The 23454-nt window shown below is 51.9% G+C and carries 22 protein-coding genes; 13 read left to right on the top strand and 9 right to left on the bottom strand.

Annotated features, from left to right (window positions below):
* The first annotated feature begins 71 nt into the window (after positions 1-71).
* Entirely contained in the window at positions 72-614 is a 543-nt protein-coding gene (locus DEV76_RS08550) for a SixA phosphatase family protein (RefSeq protein WP_109697180.1), read from the top strand.
* Positions 615-620: 6 nt separating this feature from the next.
* Here DEV76_RS08550 and mgtE read toward each other — a convergent pair whose 3' ends face one another.
* Complete coding sequence (gene mgtE, locus DEV76_RS08545; protein ID WP_109697178.1) at positions 621-1997, bottom strand: magnesium transporter; 1377 nt, start codon at positions 1995-1997, stop codon at positions 621-623.
* A 30-nt stretch (positions 1998-2027) separates the two neighbouring features.
* Entirely contained in the window at positions 2028-2909 is an 882-nt protein-coding gene (locus tag DEV76_RS08540; protein ID WP_109697176.1) for a bestrophin family protein, read from the bottom strand.
* An 89-nt stretch (positions 2910-2998) separates the two neighbouring features.
* Between DEV76_RS08540 and DEV76_RS08535 the strand changes: the two genes are divergently transcribed.
* From DEV76_RS08535 to DEV76_RS08500, 8 genes are all read left to right on the top strand, one after another.
* Positions 2999-3388: an SET domain-containing protein gene (locus DEV76_RS08535; protein WP_109697174.1), complete on the top strand. Its 390-nt coding sequence runs from the start codon at positions 2999-3001 to the stop codon at positions 3386-3388.
* A gap of 76 nt (positions 3389-3464) precedes the next feature.
* On the top strand, positions 3465-3971 hold the full coding sequence (locus tag DEV76_RS08530; RefSeq protein WP_109697172.1) for a MarR family winged helix-turn-helix transcriptional regulator: 507 nt from the start codon (positions 3465-3467) through the stop codon (positions 3969-3971).
* Positions 3968-5536 (top strand): histidine ammonia-lyase, encoded by a 1569-nt coding sequence (hutH, locus tag DEV76_RS08525; protein WP_109697170.1) that lies wholly within the window; start codon positions 3968-3970, stop codon positions 5534-5536. The genes DEV76_RS08530 and hutH overlap by 4 nt, the downstream gene beginning before the upstream one ends.
* Positions 5537-5563: 27 nt before the next feature.
* On the top strand, positions 5564-7237 hold the full coding sequence (gene hutU / locus DEV76_RS08520; RefSeq protein WP_109697168.1) for a urocanate hydratase: 1674 nt from the start codon (positions 5564-5566) through the stop codon (positions 7235-7237).
* A gap of 19 nt (positions 7238-7256) precedes the next feature.
* Entirely contained in the window at positions 7257-8459 is a 1203-nt protein-coding gene (hutI, locus tag DEV76_RS08515; protein WP_109697722.1) for an imidazolonepropionase, read from the top strand.
* 45 nt (positions 8460-8504) lie between these two features.
* The gene (hutG, locus tag DEV76_RS08510) at positions 8505-9503 is read left to right on the top strand and encodes a formimidoylglutamase (RefSeq protein ID WP_109697166.1); all 999 of its coding nucleotides are present in this window, start codon (positions 8505-8507) and stop codon (positions 9501-9503) included.
* Between the two features lie 17 nt (positions 9504-9520).
* Entirely contained in the window at positions 9521-10009 is a 489-nt protein-coding gene (locus tag DEV76_RS08505) for a metallophosphoesterase family protein (protein ID WP_109697164.1), read from the top strand.
* Between the two features lie 34 nt (positions 10010-10043).
* Positions 10044-11090: a DUF4421 domain-containing protein gene (locus DEV76_RS08500; protein ID WP_109697161.1), complete on the top strand. Its 1047-nt coding sequence runs from the start codon at positions 10044-10046 to the stop codon at positions 11088-11090.
* Here DEV76_RS08500 and DEV76_RS08495 read toward each other — a convergent pair.
* Both DEV76_RS08495 and DEV76_RS08490 read right to left on the bottom strand, forming a co-directional pair.
* Positions 11085-11714: an HD domain-containing protein gene (locus tag DEV76_RS08495; protein ID WP_157962786.1), complete on the bottom strand. Its 630-nt coding sequence runs from the start codon at positions 11712-11714 to the stop codon at positions 11085-11087. The genes DEV76_RS08500 and DEV76_RS08495 overlap by 6 nt on opposite strands.
* A gap of 86 nt (positions 11715-11800) precedes the next feature.
* On the bottom strand, positions 11801-14071 hold the full coding sequence (locus DEV76_RS08490) for an aconitate hydratase (RefSeq protein WP_109697157.1): 2271 nt from the start codon (positions 14069-14071) through the stop codon (positions 11801-11803).
* 141 nt (positions 14072-14212) lie between these two features.
* On the opposite strand from DEV76_RS08490, the gene DEV76_RS08485 reads away from it, so the two are divergent.
* Positions 14213-14434: a PspC domain-containing protein gene (locus DEV76_RS08485; protein WP_109697154.1), complete on the top strand. Its 222-nt coding sequence runs from the start codon at positions 14213-14215 to the stop codon at positions 14432-14434.
* A 122-nt stretch (positions 14435-14556) separates the two neighbouring features.
* Complete coding sequence (locus tag DEV76_RS08480; protein ID WP_232826909.1) at positions 14557-15366, top strand: DUF4382 domain-containing protein; 810 nt, start codon at positions 14557-14559, stop codon at positions 15364-15366.
* 216 nt (positions 15367-15582) lie between these two features.
* Here DEV76_RS08480 and DEV76_RS08475 read toward each other — a convergent pair whose 3' ends face one another.
* Positions 15583-15978, bottom strand: coding sequence for a hypothetical protein (locus DEV76_RS08475; protein WP_109697152.1), 396 nt, complete (start codon positions 15976-15978; stop codon positions 15583-15585).
* Between the two features lie 138 nt (positions 15979-16116).
* A complete protein-coding gene (gene kdsA, locus DEV76_RS08470; RefSeq protein ID WP_109697150.1) occupies positions 16117-16938 on the bottom strand; it encodes a 3-deoxy-8-phosphooctulonate synthase in 822 nt (273 codons plus the stop codon).
* Positions 16939-17156: 218 nt separating this feature from the next.
* On the opposite strand from kdsA, the gene DEV76_RS08465 reads away from it, so the two are divergent.
* Positions 17157-18113 carry an NAD-dependent epimerase/dehydratase family protein gene (locus DEV76_RS08465; protein ID WP_109697148.1) on the top strand — a complete coding sequence of 319 codons (957 nt, stop codon included), beginning with the start codon at positions 17157-17159 and terminating at the stop codon, positions 18111-18113.
* A gap of 100 nt (positions 18114-18213) precedes the next feature.
* Positions 18214-19827 (top strand): hypothetical protein, encoded by a 1614-nt coding sequence (locus tag DEV76_RS08460; protein ID WP_109697146.1) that lies wholly within the window; start codon positions 18214-18216, stop codon positions 19825-19827.
* A gap of 79 nt (positions 19828-19906) precedes the next feature.
* On the opposite strand, the gene DEV76_RS08455 is transcribed toward DEV76_RS08460, so the two are convergent.
* From DEV76_RS08455 to DEV76_RS08445, 3 genes are read right to left on the bottom strand one after another with little or no spacing between them, the layout of a single operon-like run.
* Positions 19907-21154 carry a sulfate adenylyltransferase subunit 1 gene (locus tag DEV76_RS08455; protein ID WP_109697144.1) on the bottom strand — a complete coding sequence of 416 codons (1248 nt, stop codon included), beginning with the start codon at positions 21152-21154 and terminating at the stop codon, positions 19907-19909.
* 27 nt (positions 21155-21181) lie between these two features.
* Positions 21182-22087, bottom strand: coding sequence for a sulfate adenylyltransferase subunit CysD (cysD, locus tag DEV76_RS08450; protein WP_109697142.1), 906 nt, complete (start codon positions 22085-22087; stop codon positions 21182-21184).
* A gap of 21 nt (positions 22088-22108) precedes the next feature.
* Positions 22109-22795, bottom strand: coding sequence for a phosphoadenylyl-sulfate reductase (locus DEV76_RS08445; protein ID WP_109697141.1), 687 nt, complete (start codon positions 22793-22795; stop codon positions 22109-22111).
* Between the last annotated feature and the right edge of the window lie 659 nt (positions 22796-23454).

Here is a 23454-nt window from a genome sequence, read left to right as displayed (position 1 = left end):
CAGGAGCAGTTTTTTGATTGATTGCGGATATTTTATAATTTGATGCACAAGATACTAAACAAGATAACCCGATGATGCGTAAAATGATGGCCGGTTCGTTCCTGCTGGCGGTTCTTGGAAGCTGCGGGCCTGCTAAGGTAAAAGAGCGGCCAGTGGTGCCCGTAGCGGAAGACACTACGTTTCTGACCGGTACTTTCTTTCTCGTGCGGCATGCCGAGAAGTTCCCCGGCCGCGATTCCACGCTCACACCGGAAGGTGAAAAGCGTGCGGGTAAACTATACCGCCTCCTGAAGGATTCTTCCATCCAGCGCATCTATGCCACGCCTTTCCACCGTACCCGGCAAACCGGCGATTCCCTCCGCATTCATCTCGGGATTGATACCGTTACCTATCAGGCAGACAGTACCGGTGAATCTCTGCTGTACGAAATCTCCCGGCGAGATGACTGGGGTAAGCGTATCCTTGTTGTTGGCCACAGCAACACCCTGCTGCCGTTAATCCGCAGTCTTAATGCCAAAACCAATATAGACAGCATAGCCGATAAGGATTATGGCAATCTTTTCATCATTTACAAAAGCAGGAGCCAGAGCCGCCTGGTACACAAGCGGTTCTGAAATGCATTACAGCAGAATTCCCTGGAGGAACATGTAAGCAACCGAGAAGTAGATGAGCAGTCCGGTCACGTCTACCAGTGTGGCTACAAACGGAGCGCTTGAACTGGCAGGGTCGGCACCCGCTTTTTTAAGCAGGAGAGGGAGCATACTTCCGGAGAAGGTTCCCCAGAGTACCACGCCTATCAGTGATACGCCGAGTGTGGCACCGATGAGAACGGTATGATCGCCGTAGGTATGGAAGAAATGGTTCCAGACAATGATGCGGATGAAGCCTATAAGGCCCAGTACACTACCCAGCATAAGGCCGGAAAGTATTTCGCGCCGCATTACCCGCCACCAGTCTTTTATAGTGATTTCCCCCAATGCCATTGCCTGAATAATGAGGGTGGAAGCCTGTGAGCCGCTGTTGCCACCGCTGGAGATAATAAGGGGGATGAACAGGGCGAGTACCACTGCCTTGGCGATCTCATCTTCAAAATACGCCATTACGGAGGCTGTCAGCATTTCCCCGATAAACAGGATAACCAGCCAGCCTACCCGTTTTTTGATAAGTCGCATGAGCGGCATATCGAGGTAAGGCTCATCCAGGGCTTCGGTACCCCCGATCTTCTGAATGTCTTCCGTATGTTCTTCATTGGCGATCCAGAGGATGTCGTCGATGGTGACGATACCCAGCATCACATTGTTATCGTCCAGAACGGGGAGGGCCACACGGTTTTCCAGCCGGAACGTCTGGATGGCATCTTCCTGATCGTCGTTCACATTGAGGGCCACGAAGCGTTCGTCCATGAGGGTTTCCACTACGGTTTCCGGGGATACGAGGAGGAACTCCCTGATCCGGAAATCATCGAGCAGCTTACCCTGTTTATCGATAATATAGATAACGTCGATGGTCTCGGAATCTTTACCGTACATCCGGATGTGGTTCAGCACTTTGGCCACGGTCCAGTGAGCGCGGGCGGCGATATAGTCCGGCGTCATGAGGCGGCCCACACTGTTTTCCTTATATCCGAGGAGGGAGAGGGTTACTTTTCTTTCTTCAGGGTCCAGGAGTTTGATGAGTTCCTGAACGGCCTGGCTGGGTAACTCTTCGAGGAAGGCGGTACGGTCATCCGGCTGCAGCTCGTTGAGCAGTTCGGCAATTTTGGGAGCAGGGAGGTCGCGGATGATCTCTTCCTGTGTAGGGAACTCCAGGATGCGGAAAGCTGCCGCAGCACGGCTGAGCGTCAGGTTATTGATAATAAGTGATCCCTGTTCGGGATCTTCATAGATCAGCTCGGCAATGTCCGTGATAAGCTGATCGTCCAGGAACGCACGTAGTTCCTGAGGTTGCTGATCGCGGGCCAATTGCTCGAACTTTTCCAGTAAAGCTTCATTTTCCATAAATCCTGACTCTTGCGCGAAAATAGGTAATTACTGCATGATCTCCTGCACATGCCGGCGGATATTGAGAGAGATGCTCTCCATGGGAAGATCGTTGGCGTCTTTCCCAAAAGGATCTTCGATCTCTTCCGCGATCAGCTCAAGGCTTGCCAGTACATAGAATATGAAAACGACCATAGGCACCACGAGGTAACCCAGTCCGAACACATAGCCCATGGGCAGGGTCATTACATAGAAGAAGATGAACTTCTTCAGGAACACGCTGTAGGAAAAGGGGATAGGGGTATTCTTGATACGCTCGCAGGCGCCGCAAACATCCGTAAACGATTCCAGTTGTGTATTGAGGGTGATGAGCTGCTCACCGGTAATAACCTGCTGGCGGTACAGCTCATTCGCTTTCTCCAGAATGAGTACTGCCATACGGTTAGGGATATGTATACCGCCGCCCATGCGCTCCAGTTCTTCGGCAGGGATATCTTCCAGCTTGTCAGGGTGATGCTCGCCACGTAGGTGATCCTTCAAAGCAAACGCATAGTTAGGTATCATATGGGCATACCAGGCCACGGCGGGATGCCCTGTGGGCAGCATGGCTTTCAGTTTCATAGCGAGGTTACGGCTGCTGTTTACCAGGGTGCCCCATTGCCTGCGGCCTTCCCACCAGCGGTCGTAGGCCGTATTGGTACGGAACACCAGCAGCATGGAGATCACAAAACCAAGGAGGCCGTGCATGGCCGAAATATTCTTCAAATGGTCGCGCTCCACCTGAGACCTTACGAAATAAAGCTCCAGCCAGGCTATAATGGCACTGTATATGGCAATGGCGATGAACATGGGGAAGAGTTTCTTCACCGTATCTGCCGTATGAATGCGAAAAATAAAGGTAAACCAGTCGCGAGGGTTATAGTTGATCATAGCGCAAAAATAATAAGACGGAGGCTTATTTTGCTTAGTGTTGGTATTAGTGTTAATTTACGCCCTGCTTATCTATTCCCAACTCATTTATGATCAAGCCGTATTTGTACATACAGAAGACAAAAGAAAAAGGCCGCGGTGTTTTCACCAAAGAAGCCATTCCTGCAGGTACCACCATCGAAGTGTCGCCAGTACTCGTATTGTCTAACAGCGATACCCAAACTGTTGATACCACGAAGCTGCATAATTACATCTTCCTCTGGGGCGTAAAGGAAACCCGCTCCTGCGTGGCCCTCGGGTTCTGCTCCATCTATAACCATGCTTACGATCCCAACTGTGAGTATGAAATGGACTTTGATGCCGAAACCATGTCCATCAAAACCCGCCGCGCCATCAAAAAAGGCGAGGAACTGCACATCAACTACAATGGAGATGTGGAAGATGTTTCCCCCGTTTGGTTCGACGTGAAGCGGAAATAATCCGCCAAAAAAATTCTACGCAGTATGCGCAGGATTTTTTAATATTGTAAAATATATAAGCACTTATATAATTTACATGAGCTTCTATCCCAAACTTGGTTACCTGATATTCGGCAGCCGCCTCCGGCGCCTCAGCGAGTACTTCCTGGCGGAGGTAAATAAAGTCTATACCCACGCCGGCATCTCCTTCGATGCCAGCTGGTTCCCCCTGTTCTTCCTCCTCAGCGAAGGGAAGCAGCTCACCCTGATGGATATTGCCCAGGAACTGGAGGTTTCCCACTCCGCCGTTAGCCAGCTTATCACCAACCTTAAAGGGAAAGGGCTGGTCACTACAACCCGCTGTGCAGAAGACGGGCGCCGCCAGCTGGTAGAGCTTACCCGTAAGGGTACTGCGCTGCTGGACCAGGTGCTCCCCGTCTGGAAAGCCATCGGCCAGGCCATGGAAGAACTGGTACAGGAAGATCCGCAAAGCAAAAAAATACTCGAAGCCATCAGTGCCGTGGAACGCTCGGTAGCGGACGATCCGCTTTCCGCCCGCATCCTCCGTGCTGTGGACATCAACACCAAAACAATCTCTTTATGAGCCAGCATTTTTATTACGGAAAAGAACAACTCACTGCCCGCATCGCGCTGGATATTGCCGAAGGTCTTACCCGCGGTGTACTCGATGCTGATGTAATGGACCGCGTACGCCAGAGCTACGGTTATGTTCAGGCCATCGTGAAGGAACACCGCACTGTTTATGGTATCAATACCGGCTTCGGTCCACTTTGTGATACCAAGATATCAGAAGAAGATACCCGCGCCCTGCAGTATAATATCCTGCAAAGCCATAGCGTTGGCGTGGGGGCTCCCATTCCTGAAACCATCGCCCGTATTATGCTCATCACCAAAGTGCAGGCGCTGGCACAGGGCTTTTCCGGTGTGGCTCCTGATACGCTGGAACGCATCGTATGGCACATCGATCAGCACCTCACTCCCCTGGTTCCTGAAAAAGGCAGTGTAGGAGCTTCGGGCGATCTCGCTCCCCTGAGCCACCTTTTCCTCCCCCTTATCGGACTGGGCGAAGTTTACCGCAAAGGCCAGCGCATCCCTGCTGCCGAAGCATTGCAGCTGGAAGGTAAAGAACCGGTGGTACTGGGCCCGAAAGAAGGTCTCGCACTTATCAACGGCACCCAGTTCATCCTCTCATTCGCTGTGAGTGCTGTAGCCCGCATGCATAATATTCTCGAAGCGGCCGACCTTACAGGTGCCCTTTCGCTGGAAGGCCTCATGGGTACCTACAAGCCCTTCGATCCCCGCCTGCATGCCATTCGACCTTACGCTGGTAACCAGCTCGTAGCACACCGGCTTAATACATTACTTAGCGGCTCCGGCATTATGGCAGCGCATGCAGATTGCGGGCGTGTGCAGGATCCTTACAGCCTCCGTTGCATGCCGCAGGTACATGGCGCTTCACGCACCGCCTGGAAGCACCTCGAAGAACTCACCTCCATTGAACTGAACGCGGTGACCGATAACCCTATCGTATTCGCAGCAGACGATACCATTTCCGGCGGCAACTTCCACGGGCAGCCCATGGCCCTCCCGCTGGATTACGCCACGCTGGCCTCCGCGGAAATAGGGAATATCTCCGACCGCCGCTGTTATATGATGATCGAAGGGCGCTTCGGATTACCCAAGCTGCTCATCGAAGATGCCGGACTCAATTCCGGTTTCATGATCCCGCAATACACCACTGCCGCACTGGTAACGGAGAACAAAACACTCTGCTTCCCCGCTTCGGCCGACAGTGTGCCTACTTCACTGGGGCAGGAAGACCATGTATCCATGGGCTCCATCAGCGGCCGCAAGCTCCACCAGGTGATCGGTAACGTGGAATACATCCTTGCCATCGAACTGCTGTATGCCGCACAGGCCATGGATTTCAGGAGGCCGCTCCGATCCACGCCCGTACTGGAAGCATTGCATGCTTACGCCCGTGAGAAAGTGACCTTTGCAAAGAAGGACCGCATCTTCGCCATTGATATCGCCGCACTGCATACCATCATCGCCGATGGATCATTTGTAGCTACCGCTACCGCCGCGGCGAAAGAACATGGTATCGATCTTAACGGTCCGTACCACGAAAAATTCCGTCTGTCTTAACCATCATTCACCACAACAATCCTTACGATGAAAAATATCAATGACTTTATCTCCCAATACGCCGCTCACCCGCATTATAAAGCCCCCCGTGGTACAGACCTCCATGCGCTGAGCTGGCAAACGGAAGCACCGCTCCGTATGCTGCTCAATAACCTCGACCATGAAGTAGCCGAGAACCCAGATGAGCTGGTAGTGTATGGCGGTATCGGCCAGGCCGCCCGCAACCGGGAAGCATTGCAGCAGATCATTCAATCATTGCTTACGCTGGACAATGATCATTCTTTACTGGTACAGTCCGGCAAGCCGGTGGGTATTGTACGCACGCATCCCCAGGCACCGCGTGTACTGCTGGCTAACAGTAACCTCGTTCCGAAATGGGCTACGTGGGAGCATTTCAATGACCTCCGCGCAAAAGGACTCATGATGTACGGCCAGATGACAGCCGGCAGCTGGATCTATATCGGCACACAGGGGATTTTGCAGGGCACTTATGAAACCTTCGTGGAGTGCGGCCGTCAGCATTTCAATGGGGATCTGAAAGGTAAATTGCTTGTAACCGCCGGTATTGGCGGTATGGGCGGTGCGCAACCTCTGGCCGCCACTATGGCGGGTGCTACCTTCCTCGGTGCGGATGTAGACGCCACGCGCCTGCAGAAACGTATCGACACAAAGTACCTCGACCGTATGACGCATTCCTACGACGAAGCCATTGCCTGGGTACGCGAAGCACAGGCTAAGGGAGAAGCCATTTCTATCGGTCTGGTAAGTGATGCCGGCGATATGCTGGAGCGCCTCCTGAAGGATAACATCATCCCTGATATCCTCACTGATCAAACCTCAGCACACGACCCCATCAATGGCTATGTGCCTAATAATATGAGCCTGGAAGCCGCTGCGGAATTGCGGGTGAAAGATGCTGCAGGCTATAAACAACTGTCGTTGAAAAGCATGGCCCGCCACGTAGGCTTTATGCTGGAAATGCAGCGCCGGGGTTCGGTTACTTTTGATTATGGTAATAATCTGCGTGAGTTCGCTAAGGAGGGGGGAGAAGCAGATGCTTTCAACTTCCCCGGTTTTACACCCGCATACATCCGTCCGCTTTTCTGCGAAGGGAAAGGCCCCTTCCGCTGGGTAGCCCTCTCCGGAGATCCGGAAGATATTTATACGACAGACCGTGCCCTGATGGAACTGTTCCCCGATAATAAACCGCTGCACAACTGGTTGCAGAAAGCACAGGAGCGCGTAGCCTTCCAGGGGCTGCCTGCACGCATCTGCTGGCTCGGTATGGGAGAGCGTGAAAAGGCAGGGTTGCTGTTCAACGAACTGGTGAGAACGGGTAAAGTGAAAGCACCGATCGTTATTGGCCGCGATCACCTCGACTGTGGCTCCGTTGCATCGCCCAACCGAGAAACAGAAGCTATGAAGGATGGTTCTGATGCCGTATCCGACTGGACCTTGCTGAACCTGATGAGCAACACTGCCGGAGGTGCCACATGGGTATCCTTCCACCATGGTGGTGGCGTAGGTATGGGATATTCCCAGCATGCAGGCATGGTAGTGCTGGCAGATGGAACTGATCGTGCGGAAGAATGCCTGAAGCGCGTGCTTTATAACGATCCGGCTATGGGTATCTTCCGTCATGCAGACGCAGGATATGAAAAGGCCCTCGAAGTACGCGACCAGTTCGGACTGGGATTATAAGACCTCCAAAAGCATCCACATGAAAATCATCGGACCATTTACCCAGATATTGCCTTTAACAGGGCTTCCCGAAAAAGGCCCCATCTCCGACGAGCAGCTCACCATCATCCCCAACGGCGGGGTGCTGGTGGATGCAGGGGATATTGTTACCTGCGGAGACTTTGAAGAACTGCGCAAAGCGCATCCCACTGCAGAAATTGATAAGATAGACGAGCCTATGGTATTGCTGCCGGGCTTTGTGGATTGCCATACCCATATCTGTTTTGCCGGCACGCGCAGCCGCGATTACGCCATGCGTATCGCAGGTAAGTCGTATCTCGATATTGCCCGTGCAGGCGGTGGTATATGGGATTCAGTAACGAAAACCCGCGCTGCTACCGATACGGAATTGATGGAAAATACAGTAGCCCGTGCCAACCGGCATTTAAGGGAAGGAGTGACCACCATTGAGGTAAAGAGCGGCTATGGGCTGGATATGGCTTCGGAACTGAAAATGCTGCGTGCTATTCGTACCGCCGACCAATACACGCCTGCCGCACTGGTCACTACCTGCCTGGCGGCCCACATCCGTCCAAAGGATTTTGACGGGGATGAAAAGGCATACCTGCGCTGGATATTAAACGATCTGTTGCCCGTTCTGAAAGAAGAGCGGTTAACGGAGCGGGTAGATATTTTCGTGGAAGAAACTGCTTTTTCCTTTGAAGCATCGCGCCCTTTCCTCGCCGCAGCTAAAGCTATGGGTTTCCAATTAACGGTGCATGCCGATCAGTTTACCAGCGGTGGATCAGCAGTAGCTGTGGAAGCCGGAGCCTTGTCTGCCGACCATCTGGAAGCTTCAAATGCGGAAGACATCCGCAGGCTGGCAGCATCTGATACCGTTGCAGTAGTACTCCCGGGTGCTTCCATGGGGCTGGGCATGAAATATGCCCCCGCCCGCCAGCTGCTGGATGCAGGAGCCTGTGTGGCCATTGCCAGCGACTGGAACCCCGGTTCTGCACCCATGGGCGATCTGCTCATGCAGGCAGCAGTGATGAGTGCAGCGGAAAGGCTTTCAGCCGCAGAGGTGTTTGCAGCGCTAACCATCCGTGCATCAAAAGCACTGGGCATCCGCTCTTCCGCGGCCGACCTGCAGGCATACCCCTGTAGCGACTACAGAGAGATTCTCTACCAACAGGGCAAGCTGAAACCCTCGTTTGTGTGGAAAAACGGGGAGCGCATCTGATTTTTCAGGATATTAGCAATATCAACAGATACAACCGCACAGCCCATGACCCTTGTATGTTACCAACCAACTACGCCCGGCAGCTGGCAGGGCAGAAACGATGGCACTGAACCCGATCTGCAGCGCTGGCACCAGCTGGTGCAGCCTACCGATCTCAGCCAGCATCCGCTGCCCGCCCTTCCCGCAGGGAAGAAAGGCATTGCTTTTCTCGGCTTCGCATGCGACGAAGGTGTACGCCGCAACGGTGGCCGAACCGGTGCGGTAGCTGGCCCGGAAGCCTTGCGCAAGGCTTGTTCTTCTTTCCCTGTACATTTTGAAGGCCATGTGCTGGCCGATGCAGGCAATATTGTTTGCGACGGCCGCCAGCTTGAAATGGCACAGGAAGCACTCTCGGCAACGGTGGCGCATATACTCAAAGCAGGTTACCTGCCTGTAGTGCTGGGCGGCGGGCACGAAGTGGCTTATGGGCATGAACGCGGCATCAGCCGCCACTTCGGGAAGGAAACTGTGGGCATTATTAATTTCGATGCGCATTTCGACCTCAGGGAACCCGGCGCAGAGGGCCCCAGCTCTGGAACAGGGTTCTGGCAGATTGCGGAAGACAGGAAGCAGGAAGGCCGGCCTTTTCATTACCTCGCCCTCGGCATCCAGCAGAACTCCAACACACCCCGATTATTCGAAACGGCCGCTACACTCGGTGCCGATTATCTCCCCGCCAGCCTTTTTCAACAGAAATACCACGATCAGCTGGTTGGGGCTATCCGTTCCTTTATCCAGCGGAACGACCGGATTTATCTTACTACCTGCCTGGATGTTTTTGCCGCGCCATATGCTCCCGGCGTAAGTGCTACGGCTTATAACGGACTGGTGCCCGATGCCCTTTTCCTCGATTGCTTCCGTACCGTATTGCGCACGGGTAAACTGGCCGGGGCCGACTTCGCGGAACTCAACCCTTCACTGGATCAGGATAACCGCACAGCTAAGCTGGCAGCGTCGCTTGTATTCGAAACGGTGATGAATTATTTCCTTCGGCAGGGCGATTAATTCCATATTTTAGCGGGATGAAGATTGGATTGATGTCAGACACGCATGGATACCTCCACCCGCAGGTGTTCCGTTATTTCGAACAGGTAGACCAGATCTGGCATGCAGGTGATATTGGTAACGTAGCACTTGCCGACGAGCTGGAGGCATTCAAGCCGCTGAAGGCCGTATATGGTAATATCGACGGACAGGATATCCGCATCCGTTATCCCGAACACAATCTCTTTATCTGCGAAGGAGTAAAGGTATGGATGACCCACATCGGCGGTTATCCTCCTAAATACACACCGGCCCTGAAACCCCATATTCAGAAGAAAAGGCCGAACCTTTTCATTACCGGGCATTCCCACATTCTCAAAGTAGTTCCTGATCCGGCACTGCAATTGCTACATATTAATCCGGGTGCCTGCGGTAAGCAGGGCTGGCACAAGGTTAAAACCCTCGTGCGCTTCGAGTGTCTGAACGGAGAGATTAAAAATCTCGAAGTAATTGAACTGCCCGATTAAAGGATTTGTTGTATACCTGACCACTGTTACACTTATGATGCACCGGATAAAAGCCATTTGCTGGATTTTGTTCCTTTGCCCGGCACTCTGCCGCGCTCAGGATAAGGGCATATTAAAATGGCTCAGTACAGAGAACGATAGTGCTTATGTTCAGGACCTTACGCGCGATCTCACGGTACGCATCTATGGTTCCCGGAAGTATAATTACTACGATATGCACGACCGGAAGCTGGACGAAGAGGTGCTTTACCGCCCAAATGCCAATAACAATGTGGGGGTGGGCTTCAACTACAAGTTCATTGGTCTTAACCTCGGCTTTAACCTCCCTTTCATTAACAACGACAACGATAAATACGGCAAAACGAAATATCTCGATTTGCAGACACATCTCTACACCCGTAAGCTGGTCGTGGATTTTTACGGGCAATATTACCAGGGTTATTACAATAGCGAGACCAGGCGTTTTTTCGATAACGCCATTTCCGTGAAGGCGGATGGCATCCGCCCGGATATCATCAATACCAATATCGGACTGCATGCGCAGTACATTTTCAATGATAAGCGCTTCTCATACCGCGCGGCATTTTTACAGAACGAATATCAGAAGAAGAGTGCAGGTTCACCTTTAATAGGTGCGGAGATCTTCGCATGGCAGATGCGGGGCGATTCTGCACTGGTACCTGCAGAACCGCGCGGGGAAGGTTTTTATGAAGGCCTGCCTTTCACACGGTCGGGCAACATAAGTCTTGCGGTTAACGGCGGATATGCTTATACGCTTGTAATTGCGAAGCACTTCTTCATCACCGGTTCACTCGCCTTGGCAGCAGGTGTAAACCGCACCGTGCTTTCTTTCAACGATGGCCGTGCTAAAGAGCATGGTATTGGATGGCAGCTCAATAATACCCTTCGTATTGCGGCAGGGTACAATTCCCCTAAATACTATGTGGGTGTTCATTATGTGGATATTTCCACGCGCGGCAGCGCTCCTGTGGCCAGGGCTTATCAGACCTTTGGCGCGGGTAATCTCCGGTTCAGTATAGTGCGCCGGTTCGGGCTGAAGAAGCCAATTTTCGGATCATAATTTTTCCAGTTCTCTTTCCAGGTTTTGCCTTGCCCGCAGCTCGTATTGCCCGCGGAAAAGCTCCGTGCGGTAAATATGCGGCATGGAAAGGAAGTGCTGCAATACCTTGATTCGGCCGTTACGATATTCCAGCCACGAATACATCCGGTATTCACGCCGGATGTTTTTGGCATACAGCTTATAACGGTCGGGTGTGGCGGCGAGTATGGAAAGGTCGAAGTCAAGGAAATAATCCAGATCCGGATCGGAGAGAGCGGGCTGATGCCCTGCAGTAGCTAATATGTAGCTATATACCTTATCCTGGCGCTCTACAGGGGCGCCGGCCTTCCGGAGGTAGAAGATGGCCTCTTCTGCGCTCTTAAGCTCGTTATCGTTGCGTTTGGGCTGGTAAACGCTGTCGTGGAAGTAAATCGCGAAGAGCAGGGAGTCATTATCAAGAATCAGCGGAGCATACTGATGCTGGAGGGCCAGCAGGTCGGTAAGATGATCGAGGTTGTGATAATGCCGCCCGAAGGTGGAATACCGGAGTATGAGCCGGTCGATCTCATGACGTGCCGTGGCCGCAGGGCTTCCGCACCGTTGATTAAGTGTCATCCAGTGTTTCCTGATTGCGTCTGGTTGCATAGCCGCAGGATTTTGGGGTGTTTGGAACAAAAAACAGGCCGTTCCCGGAGAGGAACGGCCTGTAATATATGCTTTTCAGCGAGTTTTTATTTTGCCGCTGCGAACTGGGCGCGGATCACGTTCAACGCACCGCCAGCCTTAAACCATTCGATCTGCTGCTGGTTGTAGGTGTGGTTCACAATGATGGAATCTTTCGTGCCGTCTTTGTGATTCAATACCACCGTCAGCGTAGAGCCGGGTGTGAATTCAGTGAGGCCCACGATATCGATCACATCATCTTCCTGGATCTTCTCGTAATCATCTTTATCGGCAAAGGTCAGCGCAAGCATCCCTTGTTTTTTCAGGTTGGTTTCGTGGATACGCGCGAAAGATTTCACGAGGATAGCACGAACACCGAGGTGACGGGGCTCCATAGCTGCGTGTTCGCGGCTGGAACCTTCACCATAGTTTTCATCACCCACAACAACGGAGCCGATGTTAGCGGCTTTGTATGCACGCTGCGTAGCAGGTACTGCGCCGTATTCGCCGGTCAGCTGGTTCTTCACGGTGTCGGTCTTATCGTTAAACGCATTCAGCGCACCGATGAGCATGTTGTTGGAGATATTGTCCAGGTGGCCGCGGTATTTCAACCAGGGACCCGCCATGGAAATGTGGTCGGTAGTACACTTGCCTTTGGCTTTGATGAGGAGCTTCAGTCCTTTCAGGTCGGTACCTTCCCATGCTTTGAAAGCTTCCAGCAGCTGGAGGCGGTCGGAAGAAGGGGATACTACTACCTGAACACCGGTGCCATCTTCAGCAGGAGCCTGGTATCCGGCGTCTTTCACGTCGAAGCCCTGCGGAGGCAGTTCATAACCTTTAGGCTCGTCCAGTTTCACTTCCTGGCCATCACGGTTCTTCAGCTTATCGGTCAGCGGGTTGAAGGTGAGGCTGCCGGCGATAGCCAGTGCAGTCACGATCTCAGGCGATGCCACGAAAGCATGGGTAGAGGCCAGGCCGTCGTTACGTTTGGCGAAGTTACGGTTGAAGGAAGTGATGATGGAGTTTTTGCGGTTGGGATCGTCGATATGACGGGCCCATTGACCAATACAGGGGCCGCAGGCGTTTGCCAGTACAACACCGCCGATCTGGTCGAAGGTAGCGAGCAGGCCATCTCTTTCGATGGTGTAGCGTACCAGTTCGGAACCGGGAGTGATGGTGAACTCGGAATGTACTTCCAGGTTTTTATCGATAGCCTGTTTCGCCAGAGATGCGGAACGGGAGATATCTTCGTAAGAAGAGTTGGTGCAGGAACCGATGAGGGCTACTTCCAGCTTTTCGGGCCAGTTGTTTTCTTTAACAGCCTGAGCGAATTTAGAGATAGGCCATGCCAGATCCGGAGTGAAGGGACCGTTTACATAAGGCTCCAGTTCGTCGAGGTTGATTTCGATAACCTGATCGTAGAATTTGGAAGGATCAGCAGCTACTGCGTCATCCGGACGGAGGTGCTCACGCACACCGTCTGCCAGGGCAGCAACTTCGGTACGGCCGGTAACTTTCAGGTAGTCAGCCATACGGGAATCGTAAGCGAAAACGGAGCAGGTAGCGCCGATTTCAGCACCCATGTTACAGATAGTGCCTTTACCGGTAGCGCTCATGGAGTCGGCACCTTCGCCGAAGTATTCCACGATGCAGCCGGTGCCGCCTTTCACGGTGAGGATACCGGCAACGCGAAGGATTACGTCTTTCGGAGAAGCCCATCCGCTGAGTTTACCTGTCAGTTTCACACCGATCAGTTTAGGCATTTTCAGCTCCCATGCGAGGCCTGCCATTACATCCACCGCGTCAGCACCGCCAACGCCGATGGCCAGCATACCCAAACCACCTGCGTTAGGAGTGTGGGAGTCTGTACCGATCATCATACCACCGGGGAACGCGTAGTTCTCCAGTACTACCTGGTGAATGATACCGGCGCCGGGTTTCCAGAAACCGATGCCGTATTTGTCGGATATAGAAGAGAGGAATTCGTAAACTTCTTTATTGGTGTCGATAGCAGTGGCAAGGTCTTGCGCTGCGCCGGTTTTCGCCTGGATCAGGTGATCGCAGTGAACGGTAGACGGAACGGCAACCTGATCACGGCCACAGGTCATGAATTGCAGCAAAGCCATCTGCGCGGTTGCATCCTGCATCGCTACACGGTCCGGAGCAAATTCCACATAGGATTTCCCTCTTTCGTAAGGTGTAGTAGTCGGTTCATACAAATGCGCGTAAAGGATCTTTTCTGCCAGTGTAAGCGGCCGGCCCAACAACTTACGGGTAGCTTCCACTTTACCCGGGAGTGCCGCATACAATTTTTTAATCATGTCAATATCAAACACCATGGAAATAAATAATTTAAGAGCGGTTACATTAAAATTTGCACGGCGAAGTTAAACATTTTCAGACTTTTTTTAAAGTTAAAACTCTTGTTAACGTTGCCAATTTCATTTGTTAAATTTGCTGGATTGTAATAAATTTGATATATGAATAAGGTCAAAGATTTTGTTGAGTGGAAGTCCTTTGGCGTTTGTACCGCCATCGGGGAGAAACTCGGCATTGCAACCTCCCGCATCCGTCTTTTCTTCATCTATGCCACCTTCCTCGCAATGGGCTCACCCCTCATCGTGTACATGATCCTGGCTTTCTGGATGAATATCAAGAACTACATCACCAACGCCCGCAGAAACCCCCTCCGGTATTTATAGATTCCCACAGGCCCCGATCTCTTTTTTTAAAATTTCCCAAAGCTTCGTTAAACTTTCCCGGTTTGATCCCATCAAAGATGTAAGAGTGACCTAACAATGCTCGACCATTAAACAACATCAAGATGAGAAAAACCTGGAAAAACCTCGCCCTCGGCACCTTCATGCTGGGTGGTATCGCCACACTGGCAGCCTGTTCCGATTCAGATTCCAACGGCGCACCCGACAAAGCACGCCTCCAGATCTCCCTTACTGACGATCCGGGAGACTATGCCGAAGTTTGGATCGATGTGAAAGAGATCCGTTTTAACGGTTCCGATGCTGATGATCAGAACTGGGTTGTGCTGCCCGGTGTAAAAGCAGGTGCCTACAATCTGCTGGATCTTGTGAATGACAAAGACACGATGCTGGTAGACGCGGAAATACCCACCGGTAAAATTTCCCAGATCCGCCTCGTACTCGGGGATAACAACTTCCTGATAACCAACGAAGGCGAGCGCATTGCCCTCACCACGCCCAGCGCCCAGCAATCCGGCCTTAAACTGAACATCCACCAGCCGGTAGTTGCCGGTATCATCAACAAGCTCACCCTCGATTTTGACGTGGCCAAGTCCATCGTAAAAGCGGGTAACAGCGGTAAATACATCCTGAAGCCGGTTATCCGCACCGTGCTCGAAGCCGTAGGCGGTAACATCCGCGGCGGTGTATTGCCGGATAGTGTGCAGGCTGCCGTACTCGCCATTGTGGGTACAGACACCGTTGCCAGCACCTATTCGCTGAACGGGGGCTACCTCCTGCGCGGCATCCCCGCAGGTGCCTATAACCTCCACTTCCTCCCTACAGACACCAATTTCCTGCCCGCCGTTAAATTAGGCGTGCCGGTTGTACTCGGCCAGGTTACTACCGTGGATACCGTAAAGCTAATGCACAAATAAAGATTTTTGCGGTTTCCGCCGCAATGATTCCTTGTAAAGCGGGGCTGCCTTCGGGTGGCCCCGCTTTTTTAGCTTTTGAACAGGCTGTAAACCGGATTTGTCGCAAAATGGTAGGGGAGGGTGTAATAATGCAATATTGGGATTGGGATAAAGGCAAAAAAGAAAGGGTGGCTGAATGTAATCAGCCACCCTTTTTATGCATAAGAAGGAATTGTATTATTCGAGATGGAACAACGTCATCCCCGCATAGTGGTTCTGTAGTTCATGCACCATGATGGCTCCGGCAATGTTCCGGGTTTCGTCGCGGTAATGAAGGATGGTGCGGGGATCGCTGCCGTTATGAAGCGTAACAGAGAAAGGACCGCGGACATAAGTTTCCGCCGCGCCGTTAATCGTTGTTTCCTCCGCCTTTTTAAATTTTAGTTTAACCAGTTGCTCAGTGGTGAGCGGAATGGGAAAAAGTTCGGCTGGCTCATACCAGTTCTCCTGATCGGTCAATACACAGGCCTGGCCCAGCTCACGGTCTACCTGCAGGACCTTGCCTTCTCTTAACTGTTCCTCAAATTGTGCCAGCACGAGATCGCCTGTCTTTAAATCATGCAAATGAATCATAGTGCGGTGTGTTTTTGGGTTGAAAACTTAGCAATTCGAATCAGTGTGCTATGAATTTAATGGAAATCCGGCGAACTAAAAAGTAAAAAAGGCAGAACCACGTGTGCTCTGCCTTGTTATAGATCAATTCTTTCGTACTTATTTTTTGTACACTGCTTCGCGAAGGCGCACCAGGTCTTCCAGCAACGGCTCCAGCAAATCGAGGCGCAGCATGTTGGCCCCGTCGGATTTGGCGCAGGAAGGATCGGGGTGGGTTTCGATGAACAGTCCGTCGGCCCCGGTAGCGATCGCCGCTTTGGCGATGGTGCTGATCATCTGCGGATTACCGCCGGTGATACCACCGGGCTGGTTAGGCTGTTGCAGGGAATGTGTGCAATCCATCACCACGGGCGCACCGAGTCCTTTCATAACAGGGATGTTGCGGTAATCCACTACCAGGTCCTGGTAGCCGAAGGTAGTGCCACGCTCGGTGAGCAGCACATGGTTATTTCCCGCCTGGTGGATTTTTTCCACTGCAAATTTCATGGACTCGCCGCTGAGGAACTGCCCTTTCTTCACATTTACGAATTTACCGGTATCGGCGGCAGCCAGCAGGATGTCTGTCTGGCGGCAGAGGAATGCAGGTATCTGCAGCACGTCTACATACGCAGCGGCCATGGCTGCTTCTGCAGCGGAGTGGATATCAGAAGTAACGGGTACGTTAAAAGTTTTACCTACTTTCTGCAACAGGTCCAGCCCTTCCACATCACCGATGCCGGTGAATGAGTTGATGGAAGTGCGGTTGGCCTTGCGGTAGGAGGCTTTGAATACATAGGAAATGTTCAGCCGTTTACACATGGCGGAAACCTTTTCGGCGACGCCCATCACCAGGTCTTCGTCTTCAATTACGCAGGGGCCTGCAATAAGGAAAAAGTTTTCAGGATGATATTGTTCCTTGAACAATGCTTTTAAAGTTTTCATTGCTATCGCTATTAGTCTGTTTATTCAATTCAAATTGTGCCTTACTCGTTTGCACGGCGCAAAATTAGGCTTATTTCCCGACATGGCTGATGCAGCCGTTACGAAGTAAGGGGCACTCAGGGTAGAATTGTTATCGTATTGTCATTGTTTGAATGGGTAATTCCGGTAATATTGCGACTTGAAGCTAAATTTGACCTCTTATTTTATCAATCGGCAATATGAAGAAAGACAAGATACTGGTAATTGGCGCCTGCGGGCAGATCGGCGTGGAACTGACACTGGCCCTGCGCAAGATGTATGGAGACGCGAATGTGCTTGCATCCGACCTGCGGGAGGAGCATGAGCTGCTGAAGGGTACCGGCCCCTACGTGTCGCTCGACGTGATGAACAAGGAGATGCTCCATGTGTTGGTGATCCGGCATAACATCACCCAGATCTATCTCCTTGCGGCCATCCTCAGCGCCACCGGCGAAAAGAACCCCCTGCTGGCCTGGAACATCAATATGGCCAGCCTCCTCAACGTCCTCGATATCGCGAAGGAAGAAGGGCTCGATAAAATCTATTGGCCCAGCTCCATCGCCGTGTTCGGCCCCAACTCCCCGAAAGAAGAAACGCCGCAGCATACGATCATTGAGCCTACCACCATCTACGGAATCTCTAAATTCGCCGGCGAGCGCTGGTGCGAATATTACAATACACGGTACGGTATCGACGTGCGCTCCCTGCGCTACCCGGGCCTTATCAGTTACAAATCCGCCCCCGGCGGCGGTACCACCGATTATGCGGTGGAAATCTATCACGAAGCCCTCGAGGAAGGCAGCTATAAGTGCTTCCTGTCGGAAGATACCTATCTGCCCATGATGTATATGCCCGACGCTATCCGTGCCACCATCGAGCTGATGGAGGCCGATAATGCGAAGATCTCCGTGCGTTCAGGGTACAACCTGTCCGGCATGAGCTTCTCGCCTAAAGAGATAGCCGGTGCCATCCGTGAGCATATCCCCACTTTCTCCATCAGCTACGAGCCCGACTACCGGCAGCATATCGCCGATGGCTGGCCTAAAAGCATCAACGACGAGCTGGCCTCCCGCGACTGGAACTGGAAGCCTGAATTCGATCTGGAGAAAATGACAGCCGATATGCTCAAAAACCTCAGGGTTCAAAAAGGCATGTAATCTCATTTTAACACTACTATAGGTACCGCCCCGGCATTTCTGCCGGGGTTTTCTTATTATAAATAGATTATATTTGTATCGGCCTTGCCAAACCAATCCTATGAAAAAGACATTGTTTTTCTGCCTGCTCGCTTTCAGCGCCGTGCAGGCCGCCGCACAATTCACCACCATCGCCGAAAGCCCCTCCTTCCAGGAGCCGGGCGAAGGCAATGCGCGCATCCTCCAGCTCGCTAATGGCAATACGCTCTTCCTGCATTTCACTCCCCGCCAGGGTGTGCAGTTCCAGTTATTCAATAAAGCCCATCAGCGCATCGATACGCTGCCCTCTGCAACCGACTGGAAGGCGTATAAGAACACTTACCTCGATGCCGCATTTGAAGCCGGTAACGGCGATGCCGCTATATTCCTCAGCGACCGCTCTCACCGTTATCCTGTATTACGCCGCCTTACCATCAGCGCCGAAACCGGACTGTTGAAAGAAGATACCGTGGTAGCGGCACAGGAGAAGGTAGACCTGCGGAAGAAGACCCTCGCCAGCTCCGACTTCCTCATCATCCGCGATCCCCACTCGGGCAGTTATGCGGTGTGGATGTATTTCAATACCGATGAAGAAAGCGATGGCGGTTACCAGATTGTACATTACTCCGCCAACCATCGTGAGATCAGTCGTGCCCGTTTCCGCAACTTCGAAAATAATGCCCCTTTCCGCTACTGGGATATGGCAGTGATCGGAGAAGAAAAACTCTGCATCCTGGGGATGGAGGAACATAAAGGCCAGCAGGGCGACAGTGCAGTAATGAAACTTGCCACGCTCGACAGTGGAATGGTATTTTTCAAATTCCACGATCTGCGCTTTCCTGCAGAAGCCGCTGTAACAGGGGCTTTCGTGAAGTATAATCCGGTTTCGCACCAGCTGCTTTTACTGCAGGCCGTGAAAAAGGAAGAAAAGAAAACGGCCCGTATCATTACCCGCAGTTCTGTGGTTCAGCTCCCGTCACTGCATGTATCTTTCGCAAAGGATATCGTGTTCTGGAATGTAAACAGTAAGCAGCAGGAAGCATTCGGCAGTGAAACTGAATACAACGGCGTACCGCAGAATGTGTTTTTCAGGAAAGACGGCGGGTACAGCATCGTGTTCGAAGAGCTGGATAACCACGTCCGCATGATGAATAATACGCCTACCGTGGTGAGCACAGTGCTGGCAAACGTGGCGGTAGTACAATACGACCGCGATGGTAAGGAAACCAACAGCTGGATCATCCCCCGCAGGCACATCAATCAGGGGGTGATTATGAAGCCCTTTTACCTCAAAGCCCGTGAAAACGTGAATGAGCCTTTCCAGTGGGGCGATCAGTACAAGCTGTTCTCCTATATCCCCGGTTACATCCTCATCAATGATCTCGATGCACGCCATAAGGCATCTGACCCTTCGCGGCAGACTGCTATCCGCGATATCAGGGATTGCCACGGGTTCTACTATTCGCTGGAAGGTAAGGCCCCCGTACCGCAGCGTGACTTTGTATTTAATTCGGAAACCGACCGCCAGGTGGCTCTTTTTGCGTTCTCCAACTACAATGCGGAAAAGCGGATGCTGGTAACGCTGAAAAGGAATCCTGAGAATAAGAAGGAAGTGAAACTGGTATGGCTCCAGGTGCCGGAGCAACAGCCTGCGCCACAGGATATGGCAGGTGCTACGGCCAGTGATATGAAATGAAACGCTAAGTTGCTATAAACGGTAAAGCCGGAGCGCGTATGGCTCCGGCTTTTTTATTTTAGTTGACAGATGGTTCAGGTTATTCCACGAAACCTACGGCTACGGTAGCGTTCGAGAACTCGTCCACGAGGATGAACGTGCCGTTGGCAGGATTGGATTGGTATGTGTCGGCAAATACGGGCTGTGCGGTTTTCAGCACAATGCGTCCGATGTCGTTAAGGCCCATCTCACTCTTTTCTTCCACACGGTTGGTTGTTACCTCGGTTACACTGGTGATCTGCTGCACTTTTGATTTGATACGGGTAGGCCCGTGCTGGAGCAGGTAAGTTTTGCCCGGTGTGAGCTTGTTCTGGTCCATCCAGCATACCTGTGCCTGTACTTCGCGGCGTGCTTCAGGGAGGGGCTGGCCTTCCTGTACGAGTATGTTGCCGCGGCTGATATCGATCTCATCTTCGAGGGTGATGACAACACTTTCGCCTGCATGCGCGGCAGAAAGCTGTTCACCAAACTTTTCGATGGATTTGATTTTACTTTTTTGTCCGTTAGGGAGCGATACGATGGTGTCGCCCACATTAAAGCTGCCACTGGCTATTTTACCGGCAAAGCCCCTGAAGTCGTGGAACTGCTCAGTTTTAGGGCGTATCACGTACTGGATGGGGAAGCGGGCAGGATGGTTCCGGTCGTTCCGGTCAAACTGTATCTGCTCCAGGAATTCCAGCAGGGGTTCGCCTTTATACCAGCTGATCTTTTCGGTACGGGTCACTACGTTTTCGCCATAGAGGGAGGAAATGGGAATGCATTTCACTTCCAGGTTCTCGTAATAAGAACCGGGCAGCAGTTGCCGGAAGTCTTCCACGATCTGGTTGTAGCGTGCTTCGTCATACTCCACGAGGTCCATCTTGTTGATGCAGACAACGAGGTGGGGGATGCGCAGCATGCATGCGATGAAGAAGTGGCGGTATGTTTGCTCAACGATGCCTTTGCGGGCGTCTATAAGGATGAGCGATACCTGGGAGGTGCTGGCGCCGGTTACCATGTTCCGGGTGTACTCGAAGTGCCCGGGGGTATCGGCGATGATGTATTTGCGGTTGGGAGTGCTGAAGTAGATGTGTGCCACATCGATGGTGATGCCCTGCTCACGTTCGGCAATAAGGCCGTCTGTAAGGAGCGACAGGTCCGTGAAATCCAGCCCTTTTCTTTTGCTGGCCGCCTGAAGGGCTTCCATTTTATCCTGGGTGATGGATTTGGTGTCGTACAGAAGGCGCCCGATTAGGGTGCTCTTGCCATCGTCTACACTGCCGGATGTGGTGATACGTAAAACGTCCATATGTTGGGTTGCGGTTATCGGTGAATATTAGAAGTAGCCTGCCTGTTTGCGTTTTTCCATTGCGGCTTCGGATCGTTTATCGTCGATACGGGCGCCACGCTCGGAGATCTTCGCCGCGAGGATTTCCTCGATGATGTCTTCCAGCTTATCGGCTTCAGACAATACTGCGGCGGTACAGGTCATATCTCCCACGGTGCGGAAGCGTACTTTCGAACGGAAAGGCACTTCTTCTTCAGTGGTGTTGAGATAGGGAGAGAAAGGCCAGTACATACCGTCGCGTTCGATGATCTCGCGTTCGTGCGAGAAGTAGATGGAGGGGATGGCCAGTTCTTCTTCGCGGATATAATTCCATACGTCGAGTTCCGTCCAGTTAGAGATGGGGAACACGCGTACGTTTTCGCCGATATTAATTTTGCCGTTGAGCATATCGAACAGCTCGGGGCGTTGCATTTTAGCGTTCCATTGTCCGAATTCGTCGCGAACGGAGAAGATGCGTTCTTTGGCGCGGGCTTTCTCTTCATCGCGTCGCGCACCGCCGATGCAGGCGTCGAATTTCAGTTCTTCGATGGCATCGAGGAGGGTAACGGTCTGCAATGCGTTGCGGGAGGCGTATTTACCGGTTTCTTCCTTCGCTTTGCCCTGATTGATGGAGTCCTGCACATTGCGGACGATCAGTTCGAGGCCCAGTGTTTCCACAAGCCAGTCGCGGAACTCAATGGTTTCGGGGAAGTTGTGCCCGGTATCAACGTGGAGGAGGGGAAAGGGTATTTTGCCGGGATAGAAGGCTTTCTGAGCAAGGCGCACGAGGGTGATAGAGTCTTTACCACCTGAAAACAGGATAGCCGGCCGCTCAAATTGTGCGGCGGTTTCCCGGAGGATGTAAATCGCTTCGTCCTCGAGGGCCCTTGGAAATTGCCATTGTATGCTACTCATATCTTGGTGTTAAAAGTTGGTCTAACTGTGTAATCCGCATTCTTTTTTGCTCAGCTCCCACCACCAGCGGCCGGCGCGTGGGTGCTCTCCAGGTTCAATGGCACGTGTACAGGGTGCGCATCCGATGCTGATAAAACCTTTATCATGCAGTTTGTTGTACGGCACGTTCTTTTCTTTCAGGTAAGCCAGCATCTGTTCGTAGGTCCAGCCAATGAGGGGGTTGTATTTATACAGCCCGCGGTGATCGTCCCACTCCAGTACCGGCATATCGTGCCGGTTATCGCTCTGTTCGGCTCTCAATCCTGTGATCCATACTTTGGCGCCCTGTAAAGCCCTGTTGAGGGGTTCTACTTTCCGGATATGACAACATTCCTTGCGATTCTCTACAGAATCGTAGAAGCTGTTGGTACCCTTTTCCTTTAACAGATTTTGTACTGCTTCGGTTTGAGGGAAGTAAACATCGAACGGCTGCTTGTACCTGGCCCTGGTGATGTCCATGAGGTCGTAGGTCTCCTGAAAGAGGCGGCCGGTGTCGAGTGTGAAAACGCGCACCGGAAGGGCGTTTTTCCAGATGATGTCTGCCAGCACCTGGTCTTCCTGCCCGAAGGAGGTGGAAAAAACCACTGCTCCCGGAAATTCCTCCGTTAATATGCGTATTCCCGTGGCGATGTCTGTTTGCTGGGCTATAATGCCCGTTAAATCTTTCATATCCTTATCCGAGTGTCCAGACTACAAAAATACATAAAGTCTATAAAAAATATAGACTAATTTTCTGTAAAAGTGAAGAGCCCCGTCCTGCGGGGCTCTTCGGTGACTTTTCTGGGGAACGTCATATCTGGTAAAACTCTTCGAAAGCAATATAAGCGGGTAAAAATCAAAAGTATACACGTTACAAAGGGTAGCCGGCAAGCGCGCTATTTCCATGGCAACAGGTATACGTTGAACGGACTGTGGCATCCGGTGCAACAAAGGTACCGGGCGGGGAATCACGTTCCAATACTTAGAAGTGAGTATTTTCTACGCATTTGGGTGAATATTTGCTCATTTAAAAAGGCATTTTTCCGGTTGGGAGGTGTGAATTGACGCTTTGGAGGTGCTTAGGAGGCAATTGTGACAGCGCTGCCTGAGGTAATTTATTTGGGAAACTATTAGGTTAAACAGGTATTTGAGCCAGGATATCTGCTATTCCAATTGTCATATAATTGTCATGTGAGTCACCTTTGAGATACCTTTGAGCCACCTTTGAGTCACCTTTGAGATACCCTATATAAGGGTAGCTTAGAGGTAGCTTAGGGTTGGCTTAAAGGTAACTTAAAAGAGGCTCGCATTAACTTTACCCATTGGGAATGGATGTCCCTGTTTTAGAC

This window comes from Chitinophaga deserti, from assembly GCF_003149455.1.
GTDB lineage: Bacteria > Bacteroidota > Bacteroidia > Chitinophagales > Chitinophagaceae > Chitinophaga > Chitinophaga deserti.
This window is presented reverse-complemented; position numbering and strand designations above follow the sequence as displayed.

Bases quoted from the DNA above. Each gene is read 5' to 3' on its own strand.
- DEV76_RS08550 (WP_109697180.1), top strand. From the start codon at position 72: ATGATGCGTAAAATGATGGCCGGTTCGTTCCTGCTGGCGGTTCTTGGA.
- mgtE (WP_109697178.1), bottom strand. From the start codon at position 1,997: ATGGAAAATGAAGCTTTACTGGAAAAGTTCGAGCAATTGGCCCGCGAT.
- DEV76_RS08540 (WP_109697176.1), bottom strand. From the start codon at position 2,909: ATGATCAACTATAACCCTCGCGACTGGTTTACCTTTATTTTTCGCATT.
- DEV76_RS08535 (WP_109697174.1), top strand. From the start codon at position 2,999: ATGATCAAGCCGTATTTGTACATACAGAAGACAAAAGAAAAAGGCCGC.
- DEV76_RS08530 (WP_109697172.1), top strand. From the start codon at position 3,465: ATGAGCTTCTATCCCAAACTTGGTTACCTGATATTCGGCAGCCGCCTC.
- hutH (WP_109697170.1), top strand. From the start codon at position 3,968: ATGAGCCAGCATTTTTATTACGGAAAAGAACAACTCACTGCCCGCATC.
- hutU (WP_109697168.1), top strand. From the start codon at position 5,564: ATGAAAAATATCAATGACTTTATCTCCCAATACGCCGCTCACCCGCAT.
- hutI (WP_109697722.1), top strand. From the start codon at position 7,257: ATGAAAATCATCGGACCATTTACCCAGATATTGCCTTTAACAGGGCTT.
- hutG (WP_109697166.1), top strand. From the start codon at position 8,505: ATGACCCTTGTATGTTACCAACCAACTACGCCCGGCAGCTGGCAGGGC.
- DEV76_RS08505 (WP_109697164.1), top strand. From the start codon at position 9,521: ATGAAGATTGGATTGATGTCAGACACGCATGGATACCTCCACCCGCAG.
- DEV76_RS08500 (WP_109697161.1), top strand. From the start codon at position 10,044: ATGATGCACCGGATAAAAGCCATTTGCTGGATTTTGTTCCTTTGCCCG.
- DEV76_RS08495 (WP_157962786.1), bottom strand. From the start codon at position 11,714: ATGCAACCAGACGCAATCAGGAAACACTGGATGACACTTAATCAACGG.
- DEV76_RS08490 (WP_109697157.1), bottom strand. From the start codon at position 14,071: ATGGTGTTTGATATTGACATGATTAAAAAATTGTATGCGGCACTCCCG.
- DEV76_RS08485 (WP_109697154.1), top strand. From the start codon at position 14,213: ATGAATAAGGTCAAAGATTTTGTTGAGTGGAAGTCCTTTGGCGTTTGT.
- DEV76_RS08480 (WP_232826909.1), top strand. From the start codon at position 14,557: ATGAGAAAAACCTGGAAAAACCTCGCCCTCGGCACCTTCATGCTGGGT.
- DEV76_RS08475 (WP_109697152.1), bottom strand. From the start codon at position 15,978: ATGATTCATTTGCATGATTTAAAGACAGGCGATCTCGTGCTGGCACAA.
- kdsA (WP_109697150.1), bottom strand. From the start codon at position 16,938: ATGAAAACTTTAAAAGCATTGTTCAAGGAACAATATCATCCTGAAAAC.
- DEV76_RS08465 (WP_109697148.1), top strand. From the start codon at position 17,157: ATGAAGAAAGACAAGATACTGGTAATTGGCGCCTGCGGGCAGATCGGC.
- DEV76_RS08460 (WP_109697146.1), top strand. From the start codon at position 18,214: ATGAAAAAGACATTGTTTTTCTGCCTGCTCGCTTTCAGCGCCGTGCAG.
- DEV76_RS08455 (WP_109697144.1), bottom strand. From the start codon at position 21,154: ATGGACGTTTTACGTATCACCACATCCGGCAGTGTAGACGATGGCAAG.
- cysD (WP_109697142.1), bottom strand. From the start codon at position 22,087: ATGAGTAGCATACAATGGCAATTTCCAAGGGCCCTCGAGGACGAAGCG.
- DEV76_RS08445 (WP_109697141.1), bottom strand. From the start codon at position 22,795: ATGAAAGATTTAACGGGCATTATAGCCCAGCAAACAGACATCGCCACG.